Origin of the sequence: Pseudomonas xanthosomatis, from assembly GCF_019139835.1 — a bacterium.
Classification (GTDB): domain Bacteria; phylum Pseudomonadota; class Gammaproteobacteria; order Pseudomonadales; family Pseudomonadaceae; genus Aquipseudomonas; species Aquipseudomonas fakonensis.
Window position 1 is genome coordinate 5,119,115 of the sequence record NZ_CP077075.1, and the last position, 18,920, is coordinate 5,138,034.

Genomic DNA, 18,920 nt, shown 5'->3' on the forward strand with positions numbered 1-18,920 from the left:
ATTAGTACTCTAGCTTTCGCGTAAAAAAAGACAGTGGCGGATGAGTTGCTTTCCAATGGGCGGCAAACTCTTTTGCCTGCTCAATTTGCTCCGAAGTCATTTTCTTACCAATCCTCTCAAGCTTCCTTGCAACATAAACGTCCAGACCTCCACCTCCATCCAACTCGAGAAGGGTATACATCAAGCCATAACCCTTAACCAGATCAAGTTCAAAACCTAACTTTTCCGGGGCATGTGCAAGATATGCAGCATATGAACTTACAGCATGAGCATCCCCCTCCAGAGCCATATCTATAGTGATTTTCCGCAAGCGCTCAGTTTCACCACGCTTTTCAAGAATATCAAAATAGTAATCCATTGCTATTCGGTGCCCCGACTCGCCTGCATGCTTAAATAAGGCTTCAATCTTTTCACTCTTCTTCCACGGAGGAAAGTAAAATTTATCTCCATCTTTATACATAATAGCCAAGCGGTACTCTGCTTCTGGGTACCCTGCTTCTGCCGAACGCTTCAACCAGGGAAATCCACCACCCAGCAGAGCAAGCATGTACATCGCCTCACCGTCACCCTGCTCTGCTAAACGTTCAGTAGTGCTGCGCGCGAGTCGATACCAATCTTTAGGGCTACGTTTGTCTTCCGGGCAATTCCCCATGATGTCGCAAAGATCACCTCCACTACTTGCCAATTGATACATCGCATAGTAATCACCCTGCTCGGCTGCCGCGACGTACCATTTATGAGCCTCAATGGTCATGTAACGATTCTTTAATGTCAGCTCTTCCGCAAGATAATATTGAGACTCACTATCCCCTGCTTGCGCCGCCACCCTCAGGTAATTTTCAGCAGTCTTTTTCTGGCGATATAGAATCATGCCTTGAGCCTTCGCTTGCTCCTGCTCAGCGGTGAGTACAACCGCCTGACTCGCCTCCCAAGGAAGTGCTAATACTAAAGCGAGCGCTACCGCTTTAAGCGGGCTCATTGCGTTTCTCCTTTATAAATAGCCCTCGCACCAGGTAAGTATGTCTTACCGTAATACTCAGTCCTAACGCAAAACGCGTCATTTTTCGCACCCAGCTCTGCAACAGTTTCTCTATAACTATCACGCATTTCCTTATTATGATCAGACCTATGCCCCACACTCATTACATTTACAGCCATAAACTGATCCATACGCAACCTGGCATCACAGTAGGCTTGCCCCGGAGCGTCAACCTTGCTTCCGAAACGATTCATTCTTGAGCAGGACTCACCAAACTGAGCCATTGCATCTTTAACACTGTTAGTTTTTTTAGCCTCAGCAAGAATCCACGTTAAAATCCTTTCAATAGCCATCTGCTGAAACAAGTAGCATTCAGCTTTATCAAATTTGCGTTTCTTGTCTTGCATCAGATCGGTATCCTCCTCTGCATGCTCAACCTCGAAAGGCCTCGGATCACTCAACAACGTCATCAACATCGGCCCCAAGGCCTCCGGCGGCGCGCCCACAAACCAGCATCGCAGTGCCTCCTGATCTCGATGTGACAGCAACTGATACGCAATCGGCCCACCCCTACCCGCACTGGTCAACGCCTCATACAAGCTCATCACGATATCCATCCCCAACATGTACACGATGGACACGTCCAACCCCGCCCCACCCAGCAGGGTCAGCCTGCTGATGTATTCAAAGGCGTTTTGATCGACCCAGTCCAACCGCCGATACTGGTTATCCCGCAACGCCCTGCGGACCAAGTTGATCAGATCGACAACCGCCTCGTAGCCGACAGTGAAGTCCAGGCTGCCGCTGGCTCCGGTACCCGCCACCAGCGAGGCCTTGATGCGCAGCAGCAGGGTGCCCTTGGTCAGCGACAGGTTGATCTCGCGCTGCCCCCCAAGCCCTGCGGCAACGGCCCCGCTGGCTTCCAGGCGGGCAAGGCTCAGCCAGCCGTCATCGGTGCTCATGCCCAGGGAAGGCGCCCGGCGCAGTTCTGCCAGCTCGGCGGGGGGGGCCCAGTTGAGCGCGCCGGTGACCTTGATGCCGGCCTGCACACCGGCGAACAGGTTGAAGCTGGCCGCGACCCCGTCTTCGATCTTGACGTTGGCGCCCTTGCCGGTCACGAGCTGCCCGGATTGGGCGTTGTCGGCGCTGGCTGCAGTGTTGCCTTCGCGCTCTGCGGGCTGGACCGCACTCAGGGTGGTGCCGTACCCGGTTTTGTCCCGGGCCAACTGAACCTTGGCCGCCAGCAGCATCGAAGCCCCCGCAAACCCCCAAGCCCGCGCGCTCAGGTGCAAGGAGAAACGCCCCAGGTCGAGCTCGGCCCGCTGGCCCTGGTAGTCGGTATAGGCCGCCTTGATCGATTGCGCCGCACGCCTTTCTGGCAGGTCGATCTTGCCAAGCTCCACTTCGCCGCGGGCCAGGTCGATATTCAGCGACAGCTCTGCTGCGGCCTTGAAGCCTTCAAGAGACAAGCCCGACTCGGCCTTGGCGTTGCCGTAAAGCGACGGCCTGGGCGGTGAAAGCAGGCGCACCAGCTGGGCCTGCGGGCTGGCATCGAACAGGCGCAGCTTGTTGCGCACATCATCGGCAAACAACACCTGGCGCAGGCGCTGGCCCCAGTCATTGCGCATACCCGCATCGTCGAGGGTTTTCACCCGGTAGCCCTTGGCCTCGAGATAGTTGCGGAACAACTCGACATCGAAGCACCCCTGGGCGTCGAACCAATCACTTTGCTGATCCTTGACCCTGGCCGAGCCCATGCCCAGCAGCCAGTCCTTGAACGCCGAATCGCTGCGGTCCTCGGCTTGCTTGTTGTCACCGCTGAGCTTCGCGTCTGCCTTGCCCGCGGTCTTCGGCTTGCGAAGGCCCGCGAGCGTGGGGTCGAAGAGTTGCTTGAGATCGGCAAAGCTCAGATGCCGCAGCGGCCTGTCAGGGGTATTGGGCAGGCTCACTTCGCGTAGCGGGAAGTCGCCCTTCACCAGGCTCTCCACCGGCTTTGGCGCGAAGCGCTCCGGCTCCCACAGCAGGTGCAGCCGCGGGGTGCTGCTGCTGATTGCCTGGCTTGCCTCCTGGTAAAGCTGCCGGGCCTTGTCTTCGAGGCTGCGCCACATGTTGCATTCCACCTCCACCAGGCTGCTCGGCGCCCGGTGGTTGTCGCCCGTGGCCCGCACCCAGGCCTTGTACTTGGCTTCCAGGCGTTGCTGGATCTACTGCTGGCGCGCCAGCAGCGCCATGTAGCGCTTGAAGCGCTGCACACCCTGGGTGATCGCCGCCGAACTATTGCCTGCCAGAGCATACTCGGGCAGGGCCAGGCCATACTCGGCAGCCTTGAGGATGGCTTGCACGTAGTTCGCGTAGGTGAACGGCGTGACGTTGTCCTGCCGCCACTTGATGTGATCGCGCAATTTATCCGGCTGCTCGAGGCCATTGACGACCGTCAGCGCAAGGCGCTCACGGTCTTCAACCAGCAGCTCGGCGATTTTTTCCTGGCTGTAGACCGGTATTTCGCCGCTTTTGAGCAGCGTTTTGCGCGCTTCAAGGTAGGCCTGCACCGCTTCGCGGGCGGCCACGGCCTGGGGGGTGAACAACAGGCCGGACTCGTAGGCGTAACCCTGCTGACGCGCGGCAGCGACGGCCTGCCGGTGCAGGCCCTCCCACTTGCGCAGGTTTGCATGGCGCTCGGCATTGGCTTTATGGGCCAGGTTGCGCGGGTCGCTGTAAAGGGCAGCGAGTTCCTGCTTCAGCGCCTCGGGCGCAGCGGGCTCCTGGGCCTCGAAGCCCTGCATCCAGGCCTTGTCTTCACCTTCCAGAAACAGGCTCAGCCGCGGCTCCAGGAAGTATTCGAGCAGCTCGCTGAGGTCCAGGCCGCGGGCACGTGCCTCTGCGCTTTGGCCGGCGACGACGTTCGAATCGAGGGTATGGATGGCTTCTTCGATCAGGCCCAGGGCACGTTTGCGTAGCAGCCAGAAGGCCTTTTCCTGCGGGGAGTAGAGGATGCTTTCGAAGACGGTCGAGCACGGCAGGTCTGGTTCGTCGAAGGATTCCTGGCACTGTGCAGGCTTTTCGACCTTGGCGTCGAGTATCAGCACTTCTGGCGCCGAAGCTGCAGTGCATTGGCCAGGGGTAACCGGGGTGTTCATGGCGGGTATCCTTTCCGCAGGGTGACATGGTGAATGAACGCAGATGGCCCCTGGGGGGCATCTAAAAACGCTCAGGCAAGCGCGCTCCAGCGAACTTGCGCAGGGATGCTATCTGCAATCAAAGGCCAAGTGCCAGTACTTGAGCGACATGATGTCAAAGTACAGGCGCCAGAAAACCTACCATTCAGCGCCGTCTGGCATTTGCGAAAATTGGCAGAAAATGTGACAGGGCTGCCTACAACGCTGGCGTGGCCAGAATGAATTCGCGGTACCCGGATACGATCACGTACACCGCGAAGTAGCAGAAGATCGCCGCCGACAGCAGGTACGACCAGGTCAGCAGGCGCTCCCCGAGCAGCCGCCCACCATGGCTGGCGATACCGCACAGCGATACGCACCACAGCATCCCGGCGGCGAAAAAACCTGCCAGGAACAGCCCGGCATCCCCAAGGCTGCCGCCACCGGAGCGGGAGATCAGCACCCCGCCCACGGCGGCGAACCACAAGATGGCGGTGGGTGACGACATGGCCAGGAAGATGCCGCGCAGAAACTCCCGCCAGCCTGACTCGACCACCACCTCGCTGCGGCTTTCAAGCTTGCCGCCGCGCCAGGCCGCCAGCAGCATCTTCAGCGCAAACCACACCAGCAACGCCGAGCCGCCCAGCCACAAGGCCCAGCGCACGCCCTCGAACTGCAGCAGTACGGTCATGCCGGCCAGCGCGGCAATGGCGTACACCAGGTCGCCGACACAGGTGCCCAGGCCCAGCCAGAAGCCCTGCAGAAAACCCCGTTGCATGGCCAGGGTGATCATGGCGATGTTGGCGATACCGATATCCAGGCATAGGGACAGGCTAAGGAGAAAACCGTTGGAGAAGGGCATTGCGGACTCATGTCGGTGAATGCAGAAGGCCGATTGTAGAGAAGAAGGTATGTGCTTCGCCAACTGCTCTAGGTCAATACTCTTTCAAGGTATTGGGGGAGGCTGGCGAGGGTTCGGCGAAAACTTCGCGGAGCCTGTGAGATCGAGCGCCGCGCGGGCGGCGCGCGATCTCGTGGGCACTGCAATAACTTCGCCGGCCACCCTTGAGTCTCCACGTAATATTGAAAGGGACCTCTTAACCCGCCAACACCCGCGCATACACCGCCCTATCCACATTCGCTCCGCTGAGCACCACCGCCACTCGCCGCCCAGCCTGGCGCTCGCGCTCCTGCAGCAACGCGGCCAGTGCCGCAGCCCCTGCCCCTTCGGCGGTGTTGTGGGTGGTTTCGTGGTACAGGCGCATGGCGGCGGCTACCTCGGCATCGGTTACCCGCACGATGCGCGCAGCATGTTCGCGCACCATGGCAAAGGCCTCGGGGTGCGGCACGCGGCAGGCCATGCCGTCGGCGAAGGTGTCGGCCGTGGCGGTGGTGACGATACGGCCCTGGGCGAAGCTTTGCGCATAGGCATCGGCAGCAGCGGACACCACCCCAACGATTTCGGTGCGCAGGCCCAGCAGGTTGCGCGCCTGGATCAGCCCGCAGATGCCCGAGCCCATGCCAATCGGCACGTACACGCAATCCAGGTCGGCCACCGCGCCGAACAGCTCCAGGGCATAGGTGGCCACGCCGCGCACCAGCTCCGGGTGGAACGACGGCACCATGGCATAACCACGAGCCTCGGCCAGCCGGGCCGCTTCTTCGCGCGCCACGTCAAAGTCCACGCCGTGCTCCACCAGCTCCGCGCCCAGGGCACGCATAGCGGCGTTCTTTTCCCGCGAGTTGCCTTCGGGCACCACGATCACCAGTGGCAGCCCGGCCTGGCGGGCGGCCAGGGCCATGCTCTGGCCATGGTTGCCGCGGGTGGCGGTGACCAGCCCGCGCGGCACCTCGCTGCCAGCCAGCAGCGAACGCACATAGACCAGCCCGCCACGCACCTTGAACGCCCCGGTGGGTGCGTGGTTTTCGTGCTTGACCCACACCTGGCAACCCAGCCGCTCGGCCAGCAGCGGCCAGGCGTGCTGCGGGGTCGGCGGCACATGCTGGTGGACGAAGGCGGCGGCTTCACGCAGGGCGGGCAGGTCGAACATGGCGGTCATCCTTTATGGGTACGAGGTTGAACCGATGCTAAGGGCCGGGCATTGTATGGGCCAAAGGTTATATTGCATGGGTGGCAATTTCGTGTGGACTCCAGCCCTGGCCGACGACGGCCAACCCCGCTACCTGGCGCTGGTCGATGCCATTGCTGTGGCCATCGAACGCGGTGAACTGAAAGTCGGCGAACGCCTGCCGCCGCAGCGGCGCCTCGCCTGGGCGCTGGGGCTGAACCCCAGTACCACCCAGCAGGCTTACCGGGAGGCGGCAGCGCGGCACCTGGTGGCCGGTGAAGTGGGCCGCGGCACCTATGTGCTGGCGGGCAGCAAGGAGGCCACGCTGTTCCGCCTGAAACGCCAGGACGGCCCGCAAACCATGATCGACCTGTCGACCAACGTGCCGGTCGCCGACCTGCACAACCACGACCTGGCCCACAGCCTGCAGGCCTTGCTGGCCCAGGGCGACAGCGCCCTGCTCGACCACTACCTGGGCCCGCAGCAACTACTGCTGGGGCGGGTGCACGGCGCGCGCTGGCTGGCGGGCCGCGGGCTTGCCCTGACCCCGGACGAACTGGCCTTGAGCGGCGGCGCCCAGCAGGCACTGCTAACCGTTTTGCAGTCGCTGTGCCAGGCCGGCGATGCGGTACTGGTCGAGGCGCTGACCGCCCCCGGCATCAAGGCCGCCTGCCGCCAGTTGCACCTGCCGGTGCACGGCGTGGCCCTGGACCGCCACGGCCTGCGCCCGGACGAGCTGGACCGCGTGGTGCGTGCCAGCGGCGCCCGGCTGCTGGTGACCACGCCAACCCTGCACAACCCCACGGGTGCGTGCATGGACGAAGCCCGCCGCCAGGCCCTGGCCGAGGTAGTCCGGCGCCATGACCTGCTGGTGGTCGAAGACGATGTGTACGGCGCGCTGACCGACCAGCCGCCGCTCTACCCGCTGCTCGAAGGCCGTGGCGTGCTGGTCAGCAGCCTGTCCAAGACCGTGGCTGCCGGCCTGCGCCTGGGCTGGATCGTTGCCCAGCCGCAGTTGCTGGCGCGCATCGACCCGCATGCCCAAGCCACCCACTGGCCGGTGTCACCGCTGAACCTGCGCATCGCCTGCCAGTGGATCGCCGATGGCACTGCGGCGCGGCGGCTGGCCTGGCAGCGCCAGGAAATTGCCGAGCGCTGGCGTCTGGCGCGCGCTGTGCTGGGCGCAGCCTTGATGAGTGATGGCGGGCCATCACCCCATGCCTGGGTGGCGACGCCCGGGGATGCCGAGCTGGTGGTGGCAGCCTGTCGCGAGCGCGGGGTGGAGGTGGTGCCGGCGAGCGTGTTCGCCGTCGGCACGCACACCCCCCAGGCGCTGCGGGTCAGCCTGTCAGCGGCGGCAAGCCGCGCGCAGTTGAAGCAGGCACTACAGGTGGTGTGTCAGGCCCTGTAGGAGATCACCCAGTCCTTTGGGCTACGCTGTCGCGCAGAGAACTGGTCTCGCAGATGCGCCACGCCCCCTGTGGGAAGCGGCCTTGTGTCGCGATGGGACGCGAAGCGGCCCCATGCAAAATTGCCGGGGCTGCTGCGCAGCCCATCGCGACACAAGGCCGCTTCCCACAGAGACCGTGTTAAATCAATAGTTGCAGTTTGTCCTATGAGAGCCGGCTTGCCGGCGATGGGGCCCGAACAGGCAGCATCATTTCCAAGCCCGGCGCCATCGCCGGCAAGCCGGCTACAGAGACCGATCGGCAAGGCCAATTATCCTTGCTGGCATCCCTCGCCCATGGCCCGGTACTGCAGGGTATGCACCTGGCCCTGATGGTCTTCGTAGGTCATGGTGGCGGGTACCACTTCGCAGACGTTGGGGATGGTCGACAGGTGGATCACGCGCTTGATGTCGAGGTTGGTGGAGTAGTCGTACTGCTGGACCACAGGCTGGCTGCGGGCGGGCTGGGCCTCTTCGGCGAGGGCGAACGAGGACATACCGACCAATGCAAGAATCAGTAGGGCTTTCATGGGTTGCGACCTTGAAGGTGTATCACGCTGATCGAGTGACTTCTGATGCCGTCATTGGCGCGGAGAAGTTGTCATCGGCAACAACCGATGGCACGAAGTACCGATCCCGCTTTTTCGTACTGCCGGGGGGATGAGGAAAAGTCTACGCCTCGCCCGGAATAGTTGAACCCCGAAGTCAGATATTCACCCTTGCCGTAATTGCAACAATCTGCGACAAAGCCCGCTCCCACGCCCCCGTTTGCTGTCGACCGCACAGCGCAAGGGCGGGAGATCGACGATAGAGGAACATGCACGTCTTGCTGACTTTTACCTTGCTACCTGCGTTACAGCGCCGCCTGCTCGACCAGTTTTACCGCCAGCATGGCTCACGCATGCGTGCCGCTGGCGAGGGTGTGCAGTGGGTGGCTCGTAGCGGCGAGATCATCGGCGGGATGAACCTGGTGCCTGTAGCCAGCGGCCATTGGCTGACCGGGCTGTTCGTTGCGCCCTCGCAGCGCGGGCAGCGGGTGGGCTCGCAGTTGATCGAAGCGGCATTACAGGCCACCCCGGGCCCGGTGTGGTTGTTCTGCGAGCCGCAACTGGCGCCGTTCTATGCACGCTTAGGGTTCAGCAACGCCGAACGACTGCCTGAAGCCCTGGCCTCGCGCCTGGCCCGCTACCAACGCAGCAAGCCATTGGTAGCATTGGTGCGCGCTCAGTCGTCCGCCACATCCAGCCCGGGGAACAGCACCTCGGTGTAGCCGAACTTGCTGAAGTCCTGGATGCGTGACGGGTACAACCGGCCGATCAGGTGGTCGCACTCATGCTGCACCACCCGCGCATGGAAGCCGTCGGCAACACGGTCGATGGGGTTACCCTGGGGGTCTATGCCTGAATAGCTGATGTGCTTGTAGCGCGGCACCACCCCACGCAGCCCAGGCACCGACAGGCAGCCCTCCCAACCATCCTCCACCTCGGTGGCCAGCGGCGTGATCACCGGGTTGAGCAGGATGGTGCGCGGCACCGGCTCGGCATCGGGGTAGCGCTCGCTGCGCTCGAAACCGAAGATCACCAGTTGCAGGTCGATGCCGATCTGCGGCGCGGCCAGGCCCACCCCGCCCACATGGGCCATGGTCTCGAACATGTCGCCGATCAGCTGTTGCAGCTCTGGTGTACCGAGCATGTGCGCCGGCACGGGCGGAGCGATGCGCAACAGGCGTTCATCGCCCATCTTGAGGATTTCACGGATCATTGCGGGTTCGGCTCACGGGGCTGGGGGTCTGCGGGGTGTTCGTGGCCGAGCACGGTGATGGTCTCTTGCGGCTGCTCGCCGCTGAAATCCTTCTCGCCGGGGTTCTTGCCCTCGGCCGACATGTGCTCGATCACGGCGTTCATCTCCGCGCCCAGCAACAGTACCGCGGCCGAGATGTAGAAATACAGCAGCAGCACGATGATCGCGCCGATGCTGCCGTACATGGCGTTGTAGTCGGCGAAGGTTTTCACGTAGTAGGCAAAGCCCAGCGAGGCGATGATCCACACCACCACCGCCAGCACCGAGCCTGGGGTGATGAAGCGAAATTTCTGCTTCACGTCGGGCATCACGTAGTAGATCAGCGCCACCGCCACCATCATCAGGATGATGATCGCCGGCCAGCGCAGCACGGTCCATAGGGTGACCACTGCCTCCTGCAAGCCAACCTGCCCGGCAATCCACTCCATCACCTGGGGCCCGAGCACCATCAGCGCGGCAGCGGCCAGCAGCATGCCGGCGATGCCGATGGTGTACACCACCGACAGCGGGATGCGCTTCCACACCGGGCGCCCTTCGGGCACGTCGTAGGCGGCGTTCATGGCGCTCATCATCAGGCGCACGCCGGCCGAAGCGGTCCACAGGGCGATGACGATACCCACCGACAACAACCCGCCCTTGGACTGCTGCAATTGGTCGATAACCGGGTTCACCTGCTCCAGGGCCTGGGGCGGCAGCACCAGTTCGGATTGCAGGCGCAGCCAGGAGAAGAAGTCCGGCAGGTGCAAAAAACCGATCAGGGCAATCAGAAACAGCAGGAAGGGGAACAGCGAGAACAGCATCTGGTACGCCAGCGCGGAGGCGTAGGTGGACATCTCGTCGTCGAGAAATTCCTTGACGGTGCGCACCAGCACACGGTGCAGGGGCAGGCCGCGCAGGGCGGGGAAAATCATAGCGTCTCCTTTCGCCGCTTGATCATCGAGGGGCTGGCCGACTCCACGGGAAGGCCTTGTCTATGGCAACAAGTCTAATAGACCGTGCGGCAAGTGTGACTGCTCAGTGTGCAGGCAGACAAAAGTCCTGCATCAAGCCCGCTCCCGCAGGGTTGGCATAAGCTTCAGGCCAGTGCCGTACCTGCAGGAGCCGACTTGCCGGCGATGAGGCCGGGTCATGCAGCACGAGACAACTGCTCCAACAAGGTCTCGGGTTGCAGGAACCACAGCCAATCAAGGCTTTTTCACGGCATCCTTGACCTTGCCCACGGCCTGCTGCGCCTCGCCCTTGAGCTCCTGGGCCTTGCCTTCGGCGCGCAGCTTGTCGTTGTCGGTCACCTTGCCGACGCCTTGCTTGATATTGCCCACGGCCTCGTTGGCCAGGCCCTTCGCTTTGTCTTTGGTGCCACTCATGGGATGTCTCCTTGCAAGAAAGACACGGGAAATCGTGTCGACAACAGATCGACCCGGCGCTGCTCGCAAGAGTTTCAATTGCTTGCGTCACCAACAGCCGAACGGCAAACAGCGGGCGAATATCGCACCGAATCGCCGCCCGGCACGCCGCCCCGGCCTGCCCTTGCCCTAGAATCGCGCCCAGACAGGCCGCCCGCCCGAGGCGCGCCACATAACAACAAACAGTCAGTGGAAACCCGCACCATGCGCCTGATGCCTGCGCTGGCAGCCCTGCTGCCGCTGCTCCCCTTGCCCGCCCTTGCCGCCGCAACCCCCGCACAAACCCTCACCGTCGAGCGCTACGCCGACGACGGCCAACCCGGCACCCTGCGCTGGGCCATCGAGACCAGCAACCAGAACCCCGGCCACTACCGCATCGAGATCGCCGCAGTAGGCAAGCCGCCCTACGTGATCAAACCCACCCGCGCGCTGCCCGAAATCAAGGGCCCGGTCAGCCTGAGCGGCCAGCCCTGGGCCCGCGACGGCCAGTACGTGGCCATCGACGGCAGCGGCTACATCAAGGATGAAGGCGTACGCACCTGCCCCGGCGCCGTGCCCGGGCAATTCGGCACCAACGTGCGCACCACCACAAACCCCGGCCTGGTGCTGCGCGACACCCAGGGCGTGCATATCCAGGGCCTGGAAGTACGCAACTTCTGCATCGGCATCTTGCTCAACCGCGCCGGCAACAACGTCATCGAAGACAACCGCATCACTGCCAACAAGGGCGGCGCCGGCATCATGCTCACCGGCGATGACGGCGCCGGCGACCCTACCGCCACCACAACGAACAACAACAAGGTGCTGCGCAACCAGTTGCTGGACAACGGCGACGGCCTGGAGCTGACCCGCGGCGCGGCGTTCAATCTGGTGGCCGACAACCTGTTCCGCTCAACGCCCGCCAACCCCGAGCCGTCGCAAGGCATCGAGATCCTGCTGGGCAACGACAACAGCGTGGTGCGCAACCGCTTCGAGAACTACTCAGACGGCCTGCAGATCAACTGGGGCAAGCGCAACTACCTGGCTGCCAACACCTTCAGCGGCAATTCCATCGGCGTCAGCGTCACCGGCGAGGGCAACATCCTCGATGGCAACCTGATCCACGGCAACCGCATCGGCGTGGCCCTGCGCCCGGAACCCGACACCACCGCCACGCGCCTCACCGCCAACCGTATCTGGGGCAACAGCCAGGACATCCGCCGCTGCCAGGCCGGGGGCTCGTGCGTACCGGGCCAGCGTACCGGCGCCATCGTGTTCGGCGTGCCGGCCCAGGCCCATGCGCTGTACGTGGGCTCGCGGGGTGTCGGGGCAGACTTGCCGAAAAAGGACCAGGCGATCATCTGTGACGCCAAGGGCGAGCCCAAGCCGTGCCAGCCGTTGCCCAACCACAACCAGCAGCCGCCGAAGCTGACCGGGTTTGCGGGCAATGTGCTGCGTGGCGAGGTGCAGGGGCCTGCGTCGAGCCTGTTGCGGGTGGAGTTGTTCGGTAATGCGGCGGCTGACGGGAGCGAGGCCGAGCAGTACCTGGGGGAGGTGCTGGTGAACAGTGACGAACAGGGGCAGGCGCGGTTTGCCCAGTTGCTGGAGCAGGTGGGTGGGTTGCAGAGCTTTACCGCGACGGTGACCAGCGTGGATGGGGCGACCTCGGAGCTTAGTCAGCCGATTCGACGGTGAGGCTTATGGCCCTATCGCCGGCAAGCCGGCTCTCATAGAACTGCACACAACTCATTGATTTAGCAACGACCTGTGGGAGCGGGCTTGCCCGCGAACACCGGCGAAGCCGGTGCCAGACACCGCGTCGCCTGCTTCGCGGGCGAGCCCGCTCCCACAGGGGCTGCGGCGGGCTCGTGCCCAGTTCTCTGCGCGACAGCGCAGCCCTAGAGGGCTGTGTGGTCTCCTACAGCGATCGCGCCGCCTGCAACCTGTGGGAGCGGGCTTGCCCCGCGATGAGCTCAGCCGCACAATGTCAGGCCTTTCTGGCGTCAACCCGCAGGAACCTGCATGAAACTCGACAAACCCAGTGCCATCGCCCGCCGTAACCTGGCCCTGGCCAACCCGGTACTCTCCAGTGCCAACACCCTGTTCGCGATTCTCGACAAAAAGCGCAACCTCTGGTGGTTCGAAGTCCCCGTAGCCTTGCTGCGCAAGGGCCAGCCCGACTGGGTCAACCTGCTGCTGCACACGCCCGAAACCGACGAGTTGCAGCACCTGAAGGTGCCGGTCAACTTCCTGCGCGCTCACCAGGAGCAGATGGAAGTGCGCAACCCCGGCAAGCGCCGCTCCACTATCAGCCTGGCCCTGAGCGCCGACCGCGACTCGCTGCTGCGCGACACCCGCCCGGGCGGCGAGCAGCTGGATTTCCGTACCTTCGTGCAGGCCTGATCAGGCCCGCTCGATGCGGTCGTCATGGATGACGATCTTGCCCTGCTTGAACAGTGCGCCAATCGCCTTCTTGAAGTTGCCCTTGCTGACGTTGAACATCTGGCTGATCACCGCCGGGTCGCTCTTGTCGCACACCGGCAGCACGCCACCGGCAGCTTCCAGGCGCTGCATGATCTGCTCGTGCAGGCCATCGGCCAGGGCCTGGCCTACCGGCTGCAGGCTCAGGGCGATCTTGCCGTCGTGGCGCACTTCCTTGATGAAGCCCTTCTCGTGCATGCCCGAACGCAGGAACTTGAACACCTCGTTCTTGTGGATCAGGCCCCAGTGGCGGTTGTTGATGATGGCCTTGAAGCCCATCGGCGTCTCGCCGGCCACCAGCAGTTCCACTGGCTGGCCAGGCTTGTAGTCGACAGGCGTGGTGTCCAGGTAGCGGTCCAGCTTGGCGGTGGCGGTGATGCGCCGGGTGCGCTTGTCCAGGTACGCATGGACCACGCAGTAGTCGCCGATCTTCAGTGGCCGCGACTCTTCCGAGTAAGGCATCAGCAAGTCCTTGGACAGGCCCCAGTCGAGGAAGATGCCGGCGCCGTTGATGTCCTTGACCTTGAGGCTGGCGAACTCGCCCACCTGCATCTTGGGTTTTTCGGTGGTGGCGATCAGCTGGTCTTCGCTGTCCAGGTAAATGAACACGTTCAGCCAATCGTCCAGCTCAAGCTCGGCATCCTTGGGGAAGTAGCGCCGTGGCAGGAGGATTTCGCCGTCGGCACCGCCGTCCAGGTACAGGCCGAATTCCACGTGTTTCACGATTTGCAAACTGTTGTAACGCCCAAGCAGAGCCATTTGTGAAGATCCTCAAGACAAGGCGGCTATTCTAACACCTGACCCGTTCGCCCGCCTGTGGGCACATCTGTCGGAACCGCCACGCCCACCTTGCGTCTACCGCCTGGCAAGCTTTTGCAAGGAATCGCTCATGCCCCTACGCCTGACCAAAGCCCTGCTGACTTTTATAGCCTTCGCCCTGGTGCTTGGCGCCTGTAGCCGCATCGACCTGGCCTACCGCAACCTCGACCGCCTGGTGCCCTGGTCGCTAGGCGACTACCTGGCCATGAACCGCCAGCAAAAAAGCCTGCTCGATGAACGGCTGAAGGAGCACCTGGCCTGGCACTGCAAGACCCAGCTACCCGGCTACCTCGACTGGCTCGACCGCATCCGCCTGATGGTGGCCAACGACGCGGTCACCGACCAGGCCCTGCAGCAGCGCACCGACGAGGCCCGCCAGGCCATCGGCCGGGTCGCCGAAGAAATCACCCCCTCCGCCACCGAACTGCTGCGCGGCATGAACGACAGCCAGGTGGCCGAGATGCGCCAGGCGTTTCGCGATGACATTGCCGAACGGCAGAAGGAGTACGTCGACACGCCGCTGGCCAAACAGGTCGAACAGCGCGCCACGCGCATGCAGAAGCGCCTGGAGCCGTGGTTGGGCGAGCTCAACGCCCAGCAGCGCCTGCGGGTGATGAGCTGGAGCCAGGCCTTGGGCGACCAGAACCGCCAGTGGATCGCCAACCGCGCCCACTGGCAGCAGCAGCTGGTACTGGTGATGGACCAGCGCGCAACGCCAAGCTTCGAGCCGCGCCTGGCGCAACTGCTGCAACGCAAGGAAAGCCTGTGGACGCCGGAGTACAAGCAGGCCTTTCAAAACACCGAGCAGCAGGCGCGCAGCCTGCTGGTAGACCTGATGAAGCAGAGCAGCCCGCAACAGAAGGCGTTGTTGCAGCAGCGGCTGGACAAGGTGCGTACGGATTTCAGCGAGTTGAAGTGCCTGAAGGGCTGAAGGGCTGAAGGCGCAAGCCCGCTCCCACGATCCGCTGCGCTGCAATCGGGCCTTTGCTAACGCCCCTTGCGCCGATACGGAAACACATCGATCACCTTCCCCGCCCGGATCGCCCCCTGCAGCCCCTGCCAATAATCGGCATCGTAAAGCTCGCCATGTAATCGGCTGAACAGCCGGCGCTGTCCGATATCGGCAAACAGAAACGGCGGGAACTCCTCGGGGAACACGTCTAGGGGCCCGATCGAATACCACGGCTCCCCCGACATCTCGTCCTCGGGGTAGCGCGGTGGCGGGATATGGCGGAAGTTCACCTCGGTCAGGTAGCTGATCTCGTCATAGTCGTAGAACACCACCCGGCCATGGCGGGTGACGCCAAAGTTCTTCAACAGCATGTCGCCGGGGAATATGTTGGCCGCCGCCAGTTGCTTGATCGCCAGCCCGTAGTCCTCCAGCGCCTCCAGTACCTGGGCTTCGCTGGCGTGCTCCAGATACAGGTTGAGCGGGGTCATACGCCGCTCGGTCCAGCAGTGGCGAATCAGCACCGTGTCGCCCTCCAGCGCCACCGTGGACGGCGCCACCTCCAACAGCTCGGCCAGGCATTGGGGTTCGAACTTGGCCACCGGGAAGCGAAAATCGGCGAACTCCTGGGTATCGGCCATGCGCCCGACACGGTCGACGCTTTTCACCAGGCGGTATTTCTCGATCACCGTGGCCCGGTCGACTGTCTTCGACGGCGAGAAGCGGTCCTTGATGATCTTGAACACGGTGTTGAAGCCCGGCAGGGTGAACACGCTCATCACCATGCCGCGCACCCCCGGGGCCATGACGAAGCGGTCGTCGCTGCTGGCCAGGTGGTTGATCAGCGCGCGATAGAACTCCGACTTGCCGTGCTTGTAGAAGCCGATGGAGGTGTACAGCTCGGCGATGTGCTTGCCCGGCAGGATGCGTTTGAGGAAGTTGACGAACTCCGCCGGCACCGGCACATCGACCATGAAGTACGAGCGGGTGAAGGAGAAGATGATCGACACCTCGGCCTCGTCGGTGATCAGCGCATCGGCCTCGATGCCATGGCCCTCGCGGTGCAGCAGCGGGATCACTAGCGGCCACTGCTCATCAGTGTTGTACAACCGGCCCACAAGATAAGCGCCCTTGTTGCGGTACAGCACCGGGGTGAACAGTTCCAGGGCCAGGGTTGGGTCCTTGCACACCCAGTCCGGCAGGCACTCGCGCAGTTGCGCTTGCAGCCGGGCCAGGTCGCCCTCAAGGTCGGCGAATGGCGTGCTGAATGCGTAATCGGCAAAAACCGCCCTGAGCAGCCCGTCAAGCCCGCCATCCGGGCGATAGGTGCGGGTTTGCGCGGCGCGTTCGCGGCCGCGCATCGATGGCCGGGTGGTGTGGATGAACATGCAGCCGTCGCTGATCAGGTCGTGGCTGAACAGGCTGCAGAACAGCGAGTTGTACCAGGTTTCCGAAAGTTCATCGTCCAGCCGCGGATCGATCAGGCGAATGTAGGCGCTCTTGACCAACGGCCATTGCTCGACGTCCAGCAGCACCTGTGGCTCGAAACCCCGACGCAGCCGGTCGCGCGCCTCGGCGACCTTTTCTTCGTACAGGTTGATGCGCGCCGCCGCGGCCTGCTGGATGTCCTGCCAGCGCGCCTGTTCGAAGCGCTCGCGGGCGCCCAGGGTGATACGCCGGAAGTGCTCGCGGTAGTCGTCGAAGCCATCGAGGATCAGCCGGGCGATATCGGCGGCGGGCCAGGTGGGGGTCATGCGCGAAGCCTCTGTGCTGGGGTCAACGGGAGAGCTTAGTTCGCCGCTCAGCCCTGTGTTTGCTCGAAAGGCCCCATCGCCCTGCAGGAGCCAGCTTGCCGGCGATGAGGCCAGCACGGCAGTACACCGCAAGAAAGCACAAGAATCCCTGCGCCCCCTCACGTACACTCGCGCCCTGCCCCACCGCCGGAGACCACCGTGAGCCCCATCGCCCTTGCCCGCCTGCTGACCCTTGCCGCTGTCTGGGGCGCGAGTTTCCTGTTCATGCGCATCATCGCCCCGGAACTCGGCACCGTACCCACGGCGTTCTTCCGGGTGTCGATCGCCTGCCTGGGGCTGGTGGCGATCCTCGCCGCCGCGCGGGTGCGCTGGGACTTTCAGGGCAAGCTCGGCGCCTGCCTGGTGCTGGGCATGATCAACTCAGGCATACCCGCGACCTTCTATTCGGTAGCCGCTCAGGTGCTGCCGGCCGGCTATTCGGCGATCTTCAACGCCACCACACCGCTGATGGGTGTGCTGATCGGCGCCTTGTTCTTCCGCGAAGCCATGACCCTGCCCAAGCTGTGCGGCATCTTCCTCGGCTTGTTCGGCGTTGGCATTCTCAGCGGTGCCGGCCCCGTGGCGCTGGACTGGGCCCTGCTGCAGGGCGCCCTGGCGTGCCTGGCGGCGACCACCTGCTACGGCTTTGCCGGCTTCCTGGCGCGGCGCTGGGTCAATGGCCTGGACAGCCGCCTGTCGGCCCTGGGCAGCATGCTCGGCGCCACCTTGCTGCTGACCCCGCTGTTCGCCTGGAGCGCCCTGGCCCAGCCACCGGCCAGCTGGGGCGGCTGGCAGGTGTGGGCATCGCTGCTGGGCCTGGGCCTGGTGTGCACGGCCTTTGCCTACATCCTGTACTTCCGCCTGCTGACCGAAATCGGCCCGGTCAAGGCCAGCACCGTGACCTTCCTGATCCCGGCGTTCGGTGTGCTGTGGGGGGCGTGGCTGCTGGACGAGCCGCTGTCGATGGCGCACCTGTATGGCGGGGTGCTGATCGCCGCGGCGCTGTGGTTGGTGTTGCGCCCCACCCGACAGTGAACTTGGTAGTGTAGGAGCGGGCTTGCCCCGCGATGCGTCATCCGCTCCGACGCAATCGCGAGGCAAGCCAGCTCCACAGGCGTCAGGCTTCGGCGGTGCGCAACGCCTGTTTACGGAACACAAACAACAGCCCGACCACAATCAACCCCATCCCCAGCAGGCTCAGTGGCGCCAGGCGGTTACCGAAGATGACGAAGTCCATCCCCGCCGTGACCGCCGGCACCAGGTAGAACAGGCTGGTGACATTGACCAGGTTGCCCCGGGCAATCAGCCGGTACAGCAGCAAGGTCGCCAGCAGCGACACCACCAGCCCCATCCACAGCAGCGCACCGATGAAGCTTGCGCTCCACTGCACGTGCAGTGGTTGCAGCGGGGCAAACACCGCGCACATGGCAAAACCGGCCAGGTATTGCAGCGGCAAGGTGCCCATGGGGTTGTCGGTAATGCGCTTTTGCAGGATGGAACCTGCAGTCATGCTGGCCAACGCCAGCAGGGCAAACAGCATGCCGGCCAGCGACACGCCGCCCAGGTTGATGCCTTGGTACACCACCATCACCAACCCGCCGAGCCCGAGCGCCAGGCCGAACAGCCGGCTCCACGAGCGCTGGCGCTCCATCAGCACCACGGTGAGGATCGGTTGCACGCCCATCACCGTGGCCATCACGCCCGGCGTGACATGGGTGTTGAGCGCCAGCAGATAGAAGATCTGGTAGGCGCCCAACAGCACGCAGCCGGTGCCCAGCGCGCGCAGAATCGCACCACGGCTGCGCGGCCAGCACAGCCCCAAAAGCGGGCCGATCAGCAAAAGTCCGGTGAACGCCAGCGCCGAGCGCAGCAGCAGGAAGGCGAACGGGCTGGCCTGGGCCAGGCCGAGCTTGGAAACGATCGCGCCGCTGCTCCACAGCAGGACGAACAGGCTGGTGGTGGCCGCCGAGGCCACGGATGCTTTGTTGAAGACAGACATGTATTGCCACCTGTATGGGCAAGGAAAGCCGTACGGGCGGAACTATC

18 protein-coding genes are annotated in these 18,920 nt (G+C 63.5%); 6 read left to right on the forward strand and 12 right to left on the reverse strand.

Annotated features, from left to right (window positions below; translation table 11 throughout):
• Position 1: 1 nt before the first annotated feature.
• From KSS93_RS22540 to KSS93_RS22560, 5 genes are all read right to left on the reverse strand, one after another.
• Positions 2-979, reverse strand: coding sequence for a tetratricopeptide repeat protein (locus tag KSS93_RS22540; protein ID WP_217886049.1), 978 nt, complete (start codon positions 977-979; stop codon positions 2-4).
• The gene (locus KSS93_RS22545; protein WP_217886050.1) at positions 976-3,087 is read right to left on the reverse strand and encodes a hypothetical protein; all 2,112 of its coding nucleotides are present in this window, start codon (positions 3,085-3,087) and stop codon (positions 976-978) included. The genes KSS93_RS22540 and KSS93_RS22545 overlap by 4 nt, the downstream gene beginning before the upstream one ends.
• A 96-nt stretch (positions 3,088-3,183) precedes the next feature.
• The gene (locus KSS93_RS22550; protein WP_217886051.1) at positions 3,184-4,116 is read right to left on the reverse strand and encodes a hypothetical protein; all 933 of its coding nucleotides are present in this window, start codon (positions 4,114-4,116) and stop codon (positions 3,184-3,186) included.
• A 235-nt stretch (positions 4,117-4,351) separates the two neighbouring features.
• Positions 4,352-4,996 (reverse strand): LysE family translocator, encoded by a 645-nt coding sequence (locus KSS93_RS22555; protein WP_217886052.1) that lies wholly within the window; start codon positions 4,994-4,996, stop codon positions 4,352-4,354.
• A gap of 235 nt (positions 4,997-5,231) precedes the next feature.
• On the reverse strand, positions 5,232-6,185 hold the full coding sequence (locus KSS93_RS22560; RefSeq protein ID WP_217886053.1) for a threonine dehydratase: 954 nt from the start codon (positions 6,183-6,185) through the stop codon (positions 5,232-5,234).
• 91 nt (positions 6,186-6,276) lie between these two features.
• Between KSS93_RS22560 and KSS93_RS22565 the strand changes: the two genes are divergently transcribed.
• Positions 6,277-7,614: an aminotransferase-like domain-containing protein gene (locus KSS93_RS22565; protein ID WP_217888787.1), complete on the forward strand. Its 1,338-nt coding sequence runs from the start codon at positions 6,277-6,279 to the stop codon at positions 7,612-7,614.
• Positions 7,615-7,922: 308 nt separating this feature from the next.
• Here the strand turns inward: KSS93_RS22565 and KSS93_RS22570 are convergent, their stop codons facing one another.
• Positions 7,923-8,180 carry a DUF2790 domain-containing protein gene (locus tag KSS93_RS22570; RefSeq protein ID WP_217886054.1) on the reverse strand — a complete coding sequence of 86 codons (258 nt, stop codon included), beginning with the start codon at positions 8,178-8,180 and terminating at the stop codon, positions 7,923-7,925.
• A 287-nt stretch (positions 8,181-8,467) separates the two neighbouring features.
• Between KSS93_RS22570 and KSS93_RS22575 the strand changes: the two genes are divergently transcribed.
• Positions 8,468-8,920 carry a GNAT family N-acetyltransferase gene (locus KSS93_RS22575; RefSeq protein WP_217886055.1) on the forward strand — a complete coding sequence of 151 codons (453 nt, stop codon included), beginning with the start codon at positions 8,468-8,470 and terminating at the stop codon, positions 8,918-8,920.
• Here KSS93_RS22575 and def read toward each other — a convergent pair.
• The 3 genes from def to KSS93_RS22590 all read right to left on the reverse strand — a co-directional run bounded on the left by def (position 8,875) and on the right by KSS93_RS22590 (position 10,814).
• On the reverse strand, positions 8,875-9,411 hold the full coding sequence (gene def / locus KSS93_RS22580; protein WP_217886056.1) for a peptide deformylase: 537 nt from the start codon (positions 9,409-9,411) through the stop codon (positions 8,875-8,877). The two genes, KSS93_RS22575 and def, sit on opposite strands and share 46 nt — an antisense overlap.
• A complete protein-coding gene (locus KSS93_RS22585) occupies positions 9,408-10,361 on the reverse strand; it encodes a YihY/virulence factor BrkB family protein (protein ID WP_217886057.1) in 954 nt (317 codons plus the stop codon). Before KSS93_RS22585 ends, def begins: the two co-directional genes overlap by 4 nt.
• A gap of 273 nt (positions 10,362-10,634) precedes the next feature.
• Positions 10,635-10,814, reverse strand: a complete 180-nt coding sequence (locus KSS93_RS22590; protein WP_023629533.1) for a CsbD family protein — start codon at positions 10,812-10,814, stop codon at positions 10,635-10,637.
• A 243-nt stretch (positions 10,815-11,057) separates the two neighbouring features.
• Between KSS93_RS22590 and KSS93_RS22595 the strand changes: the two genes are divergently transcribed.
• Both KSS93_RS22595 and KSS93_RS22600 read left to right on the forward strand, forming a co-directional pair.
• Positions 11,058-12,527: a right-handed parallel beta-helix repeat-containing protein gene (locus tag KSS93_RS22595; protein ID WP_217886058.1), complete on the forward strand. Its 1,470-nt coding sequence runs from the start codon at positions 11,058-11,060 to the stop codon at positions 12,525-12,527.
• A 327-nt stretch (positions 12,528-12,854) separates the two neighbouring features.
• The gene (locus tag KSS93_RS22600; protein WP_217839806.1) at positions 12,855-13,235 is read left to right on the forward strand and encodes a hypothetical protein; all 381 of its coding nucleotides are present in this window, start codon (positions 12,855-12,857) and stop codon (positions 13,233-13,235) included.
• Here KSS93_RS22600 and KSS93_RS22605 read toward each other — a convergent pair whose 3' ends face one another.
• On the reverse strand, positions 13,236-14,072 hold the full coding sequence (locus tag KSS93_RS22605; protein ID WP_217886059.1) for a CvfB family protein: 837 nt from the start codon (positions 14,070-14,072) through the stop codon (positions 13,236-13,238).
• 130 nt (positions 14,073-14,202) lie between these two features.
• Between KSS93_RS22605 and KSS93_RS22610 the strand changes: the two genes are divergently transcribed.
• Positions 14,203-15,063, forward strand: coding sequence for a DUF6279 family lipoprotein (locus KSS93_RS22610; protein WP_217886060.1), 861 nt, complete (start codon positions 14,203-14,205; stop codon positions 15,061-15,063).
• Between the two features lie 56 nt (positions 15,064-15,119).
• Here KSS93_RS22610 and aceK read toward each other — a convergent pair whose 3' ends face one another.
• A complete protein-coding gene (gene aceK, locus KSS93_RS22615; protein ID WP_217886061.1) occupies positions 15,120-16,835 on the reverse strand; it encodes a bifunctional isocitrate dehydrogenase kinase/phosphatase in 1,716 nt (571 codons plus the stop codon).
• Between the two features lie 198 nt (positions 16,836-17,033).
• On the opposite strand from aceK, the gene KSS93_RS22620 reads away from it, so the two are divergent.
• Positions 17,034-17,909, forward strand: coding sequence for a DMT family transporter (locus KSS93_RS22620; RefSeq protein ID WP_217886062.1), 876 nt, complete (start codon positions 17,034-17,036; stop codon positions 17,907-17,909).
• Between the two features lie 82 nt (positions 17,910-17,991).
• Here KSS93_RS22620 and KSS93_RS22625 read toward each other — a convergent pair whose 3' ends face one another.
• Positions 17,992-18,873, reverse strand: a complete 882-nt coding sequence (locus tag KSS93_RS22625) for a DMT family transporter (protein WP_217886063.1) — start codon at positions 18,871-18,873, stop codon at positions 17,992-17,994.
• Between the last annotated feature and the right edge of the window lie 47 nt (positions 18,874-18,920).

Bases quoted from the DNA above. Each gene is read 5' to 3' on its own strand.
- KSS93_RS22540 (WP_217886049.1), bottom strand. From the start codon at position 979: ATGAGCCCGCTTAAAGCGGTAGCGCTCGCTTTAGTATTAGCACTTCCT.
- KSS93_RS22545 (WP_217886050.1), bottom strand. From the start codon at position 3,087: ATGTGGCGCAGCCTCGAAGACAAGGCCCGGCAGCTTTACCAGGAGGCA.
- KSS93_RS22550 (WP_217886051.1), bottom strand. From the start codon at position 4,116: ATGAACACCCCGGTTACCCCTGGCCAATGCACTGCAGCTTCGGCGCCA.
- KSS93_RS22555 (WP_217886052.1), bottom strand. From the start codon at position 4,996: ATGCCCTTCTCCAACGGTTTTCTCCTTAGCCTGTCCCTATGCCTGGAT.
- KSS93_RS22560 (WP_217886053.1), bottom strand. From the start codon at position 6,185: ATGTTCGACCTGCCCGCCCTGCGTGAAGCCGCCGCCTTCGTCCACCAG.
- KSS93_RS22570 (WP_217886054.1), bottom strand. From the start codon at position 8,180: ATGAAAGCCCTACTGATTCTTGCATTGGTCGGTATGTCCTCGTTCGCC.
- KSS93_RS22575 (WP_217886055.1), top strand. From the start codon at position 8,468: ATGCACGTCTTGCTGACTTTTACCTTGCTACCTGCGTTACAGCGCCGC.
- def (WP_217886056.1), bottom strand. From the start codon at position 9,411: ATGATCCGTGAAATCCTCAAGATGGGCGATGAACGCCTGTTGCGCATC.
- KSS93_RS22585 (WP_217886057.1), bottom strand. From the start codon at position 10,361: ATGATTTTCCCCGCCCTGCGCGGCCTGCCCCTGCACCGTGTGCTGGTG.
- KSS93_RS22590 (WP_023629533.1), bottom strand. From the start codon at position 10,814: ATGAGTGGCACCAAAGACAAAGCGAAGGGCCTGGCCAACGAGGCCGTG.
- KSS93_RS22595 (WP_217886058.1), top strand. From the start codon at position 11,058: ATGCGCCTGATGCCTGCGCTGGCAGCCCTGCTGCCGCTGCTCCCCTTG.
- KSS93_RS22600 (WP_217839806.1), top strand. From the start codon at position 12,855: ATGAAACTCGACAAACCCAGTGCCATCGCCCGCCGTAACCTGGCCCTG.
- KSS93_RS22605 (WP_217886059.1), bottom strand. From the start codon at position 14,072: ATGGCTCTGCTTGGGCGTTACAACAGTTTGCAAATCGTGAAACACGTG.
- KSS93_RS22610 (WP_217886060.1), top strand. From the start codon at position 14,203: ATGCCCCTACGCCTGACCAAAGCCCTGCTGACTTTTATAGCCTTCGCC.
- aceK (WP_217886061.1), bottom strand. From the start codon at position 16,835: ATGACCCCCACCTGGCCCGCCGCCGATATCGCCCGGCTGATCCTCGAT.
- KSS93_RS22625 (WP_217886063.1), bottom strand. From the start codon at position 18,873: ATGTCTGTCTTCAACAAAGCATCCGTGGCCTCGGCGGCCACCACCAGC.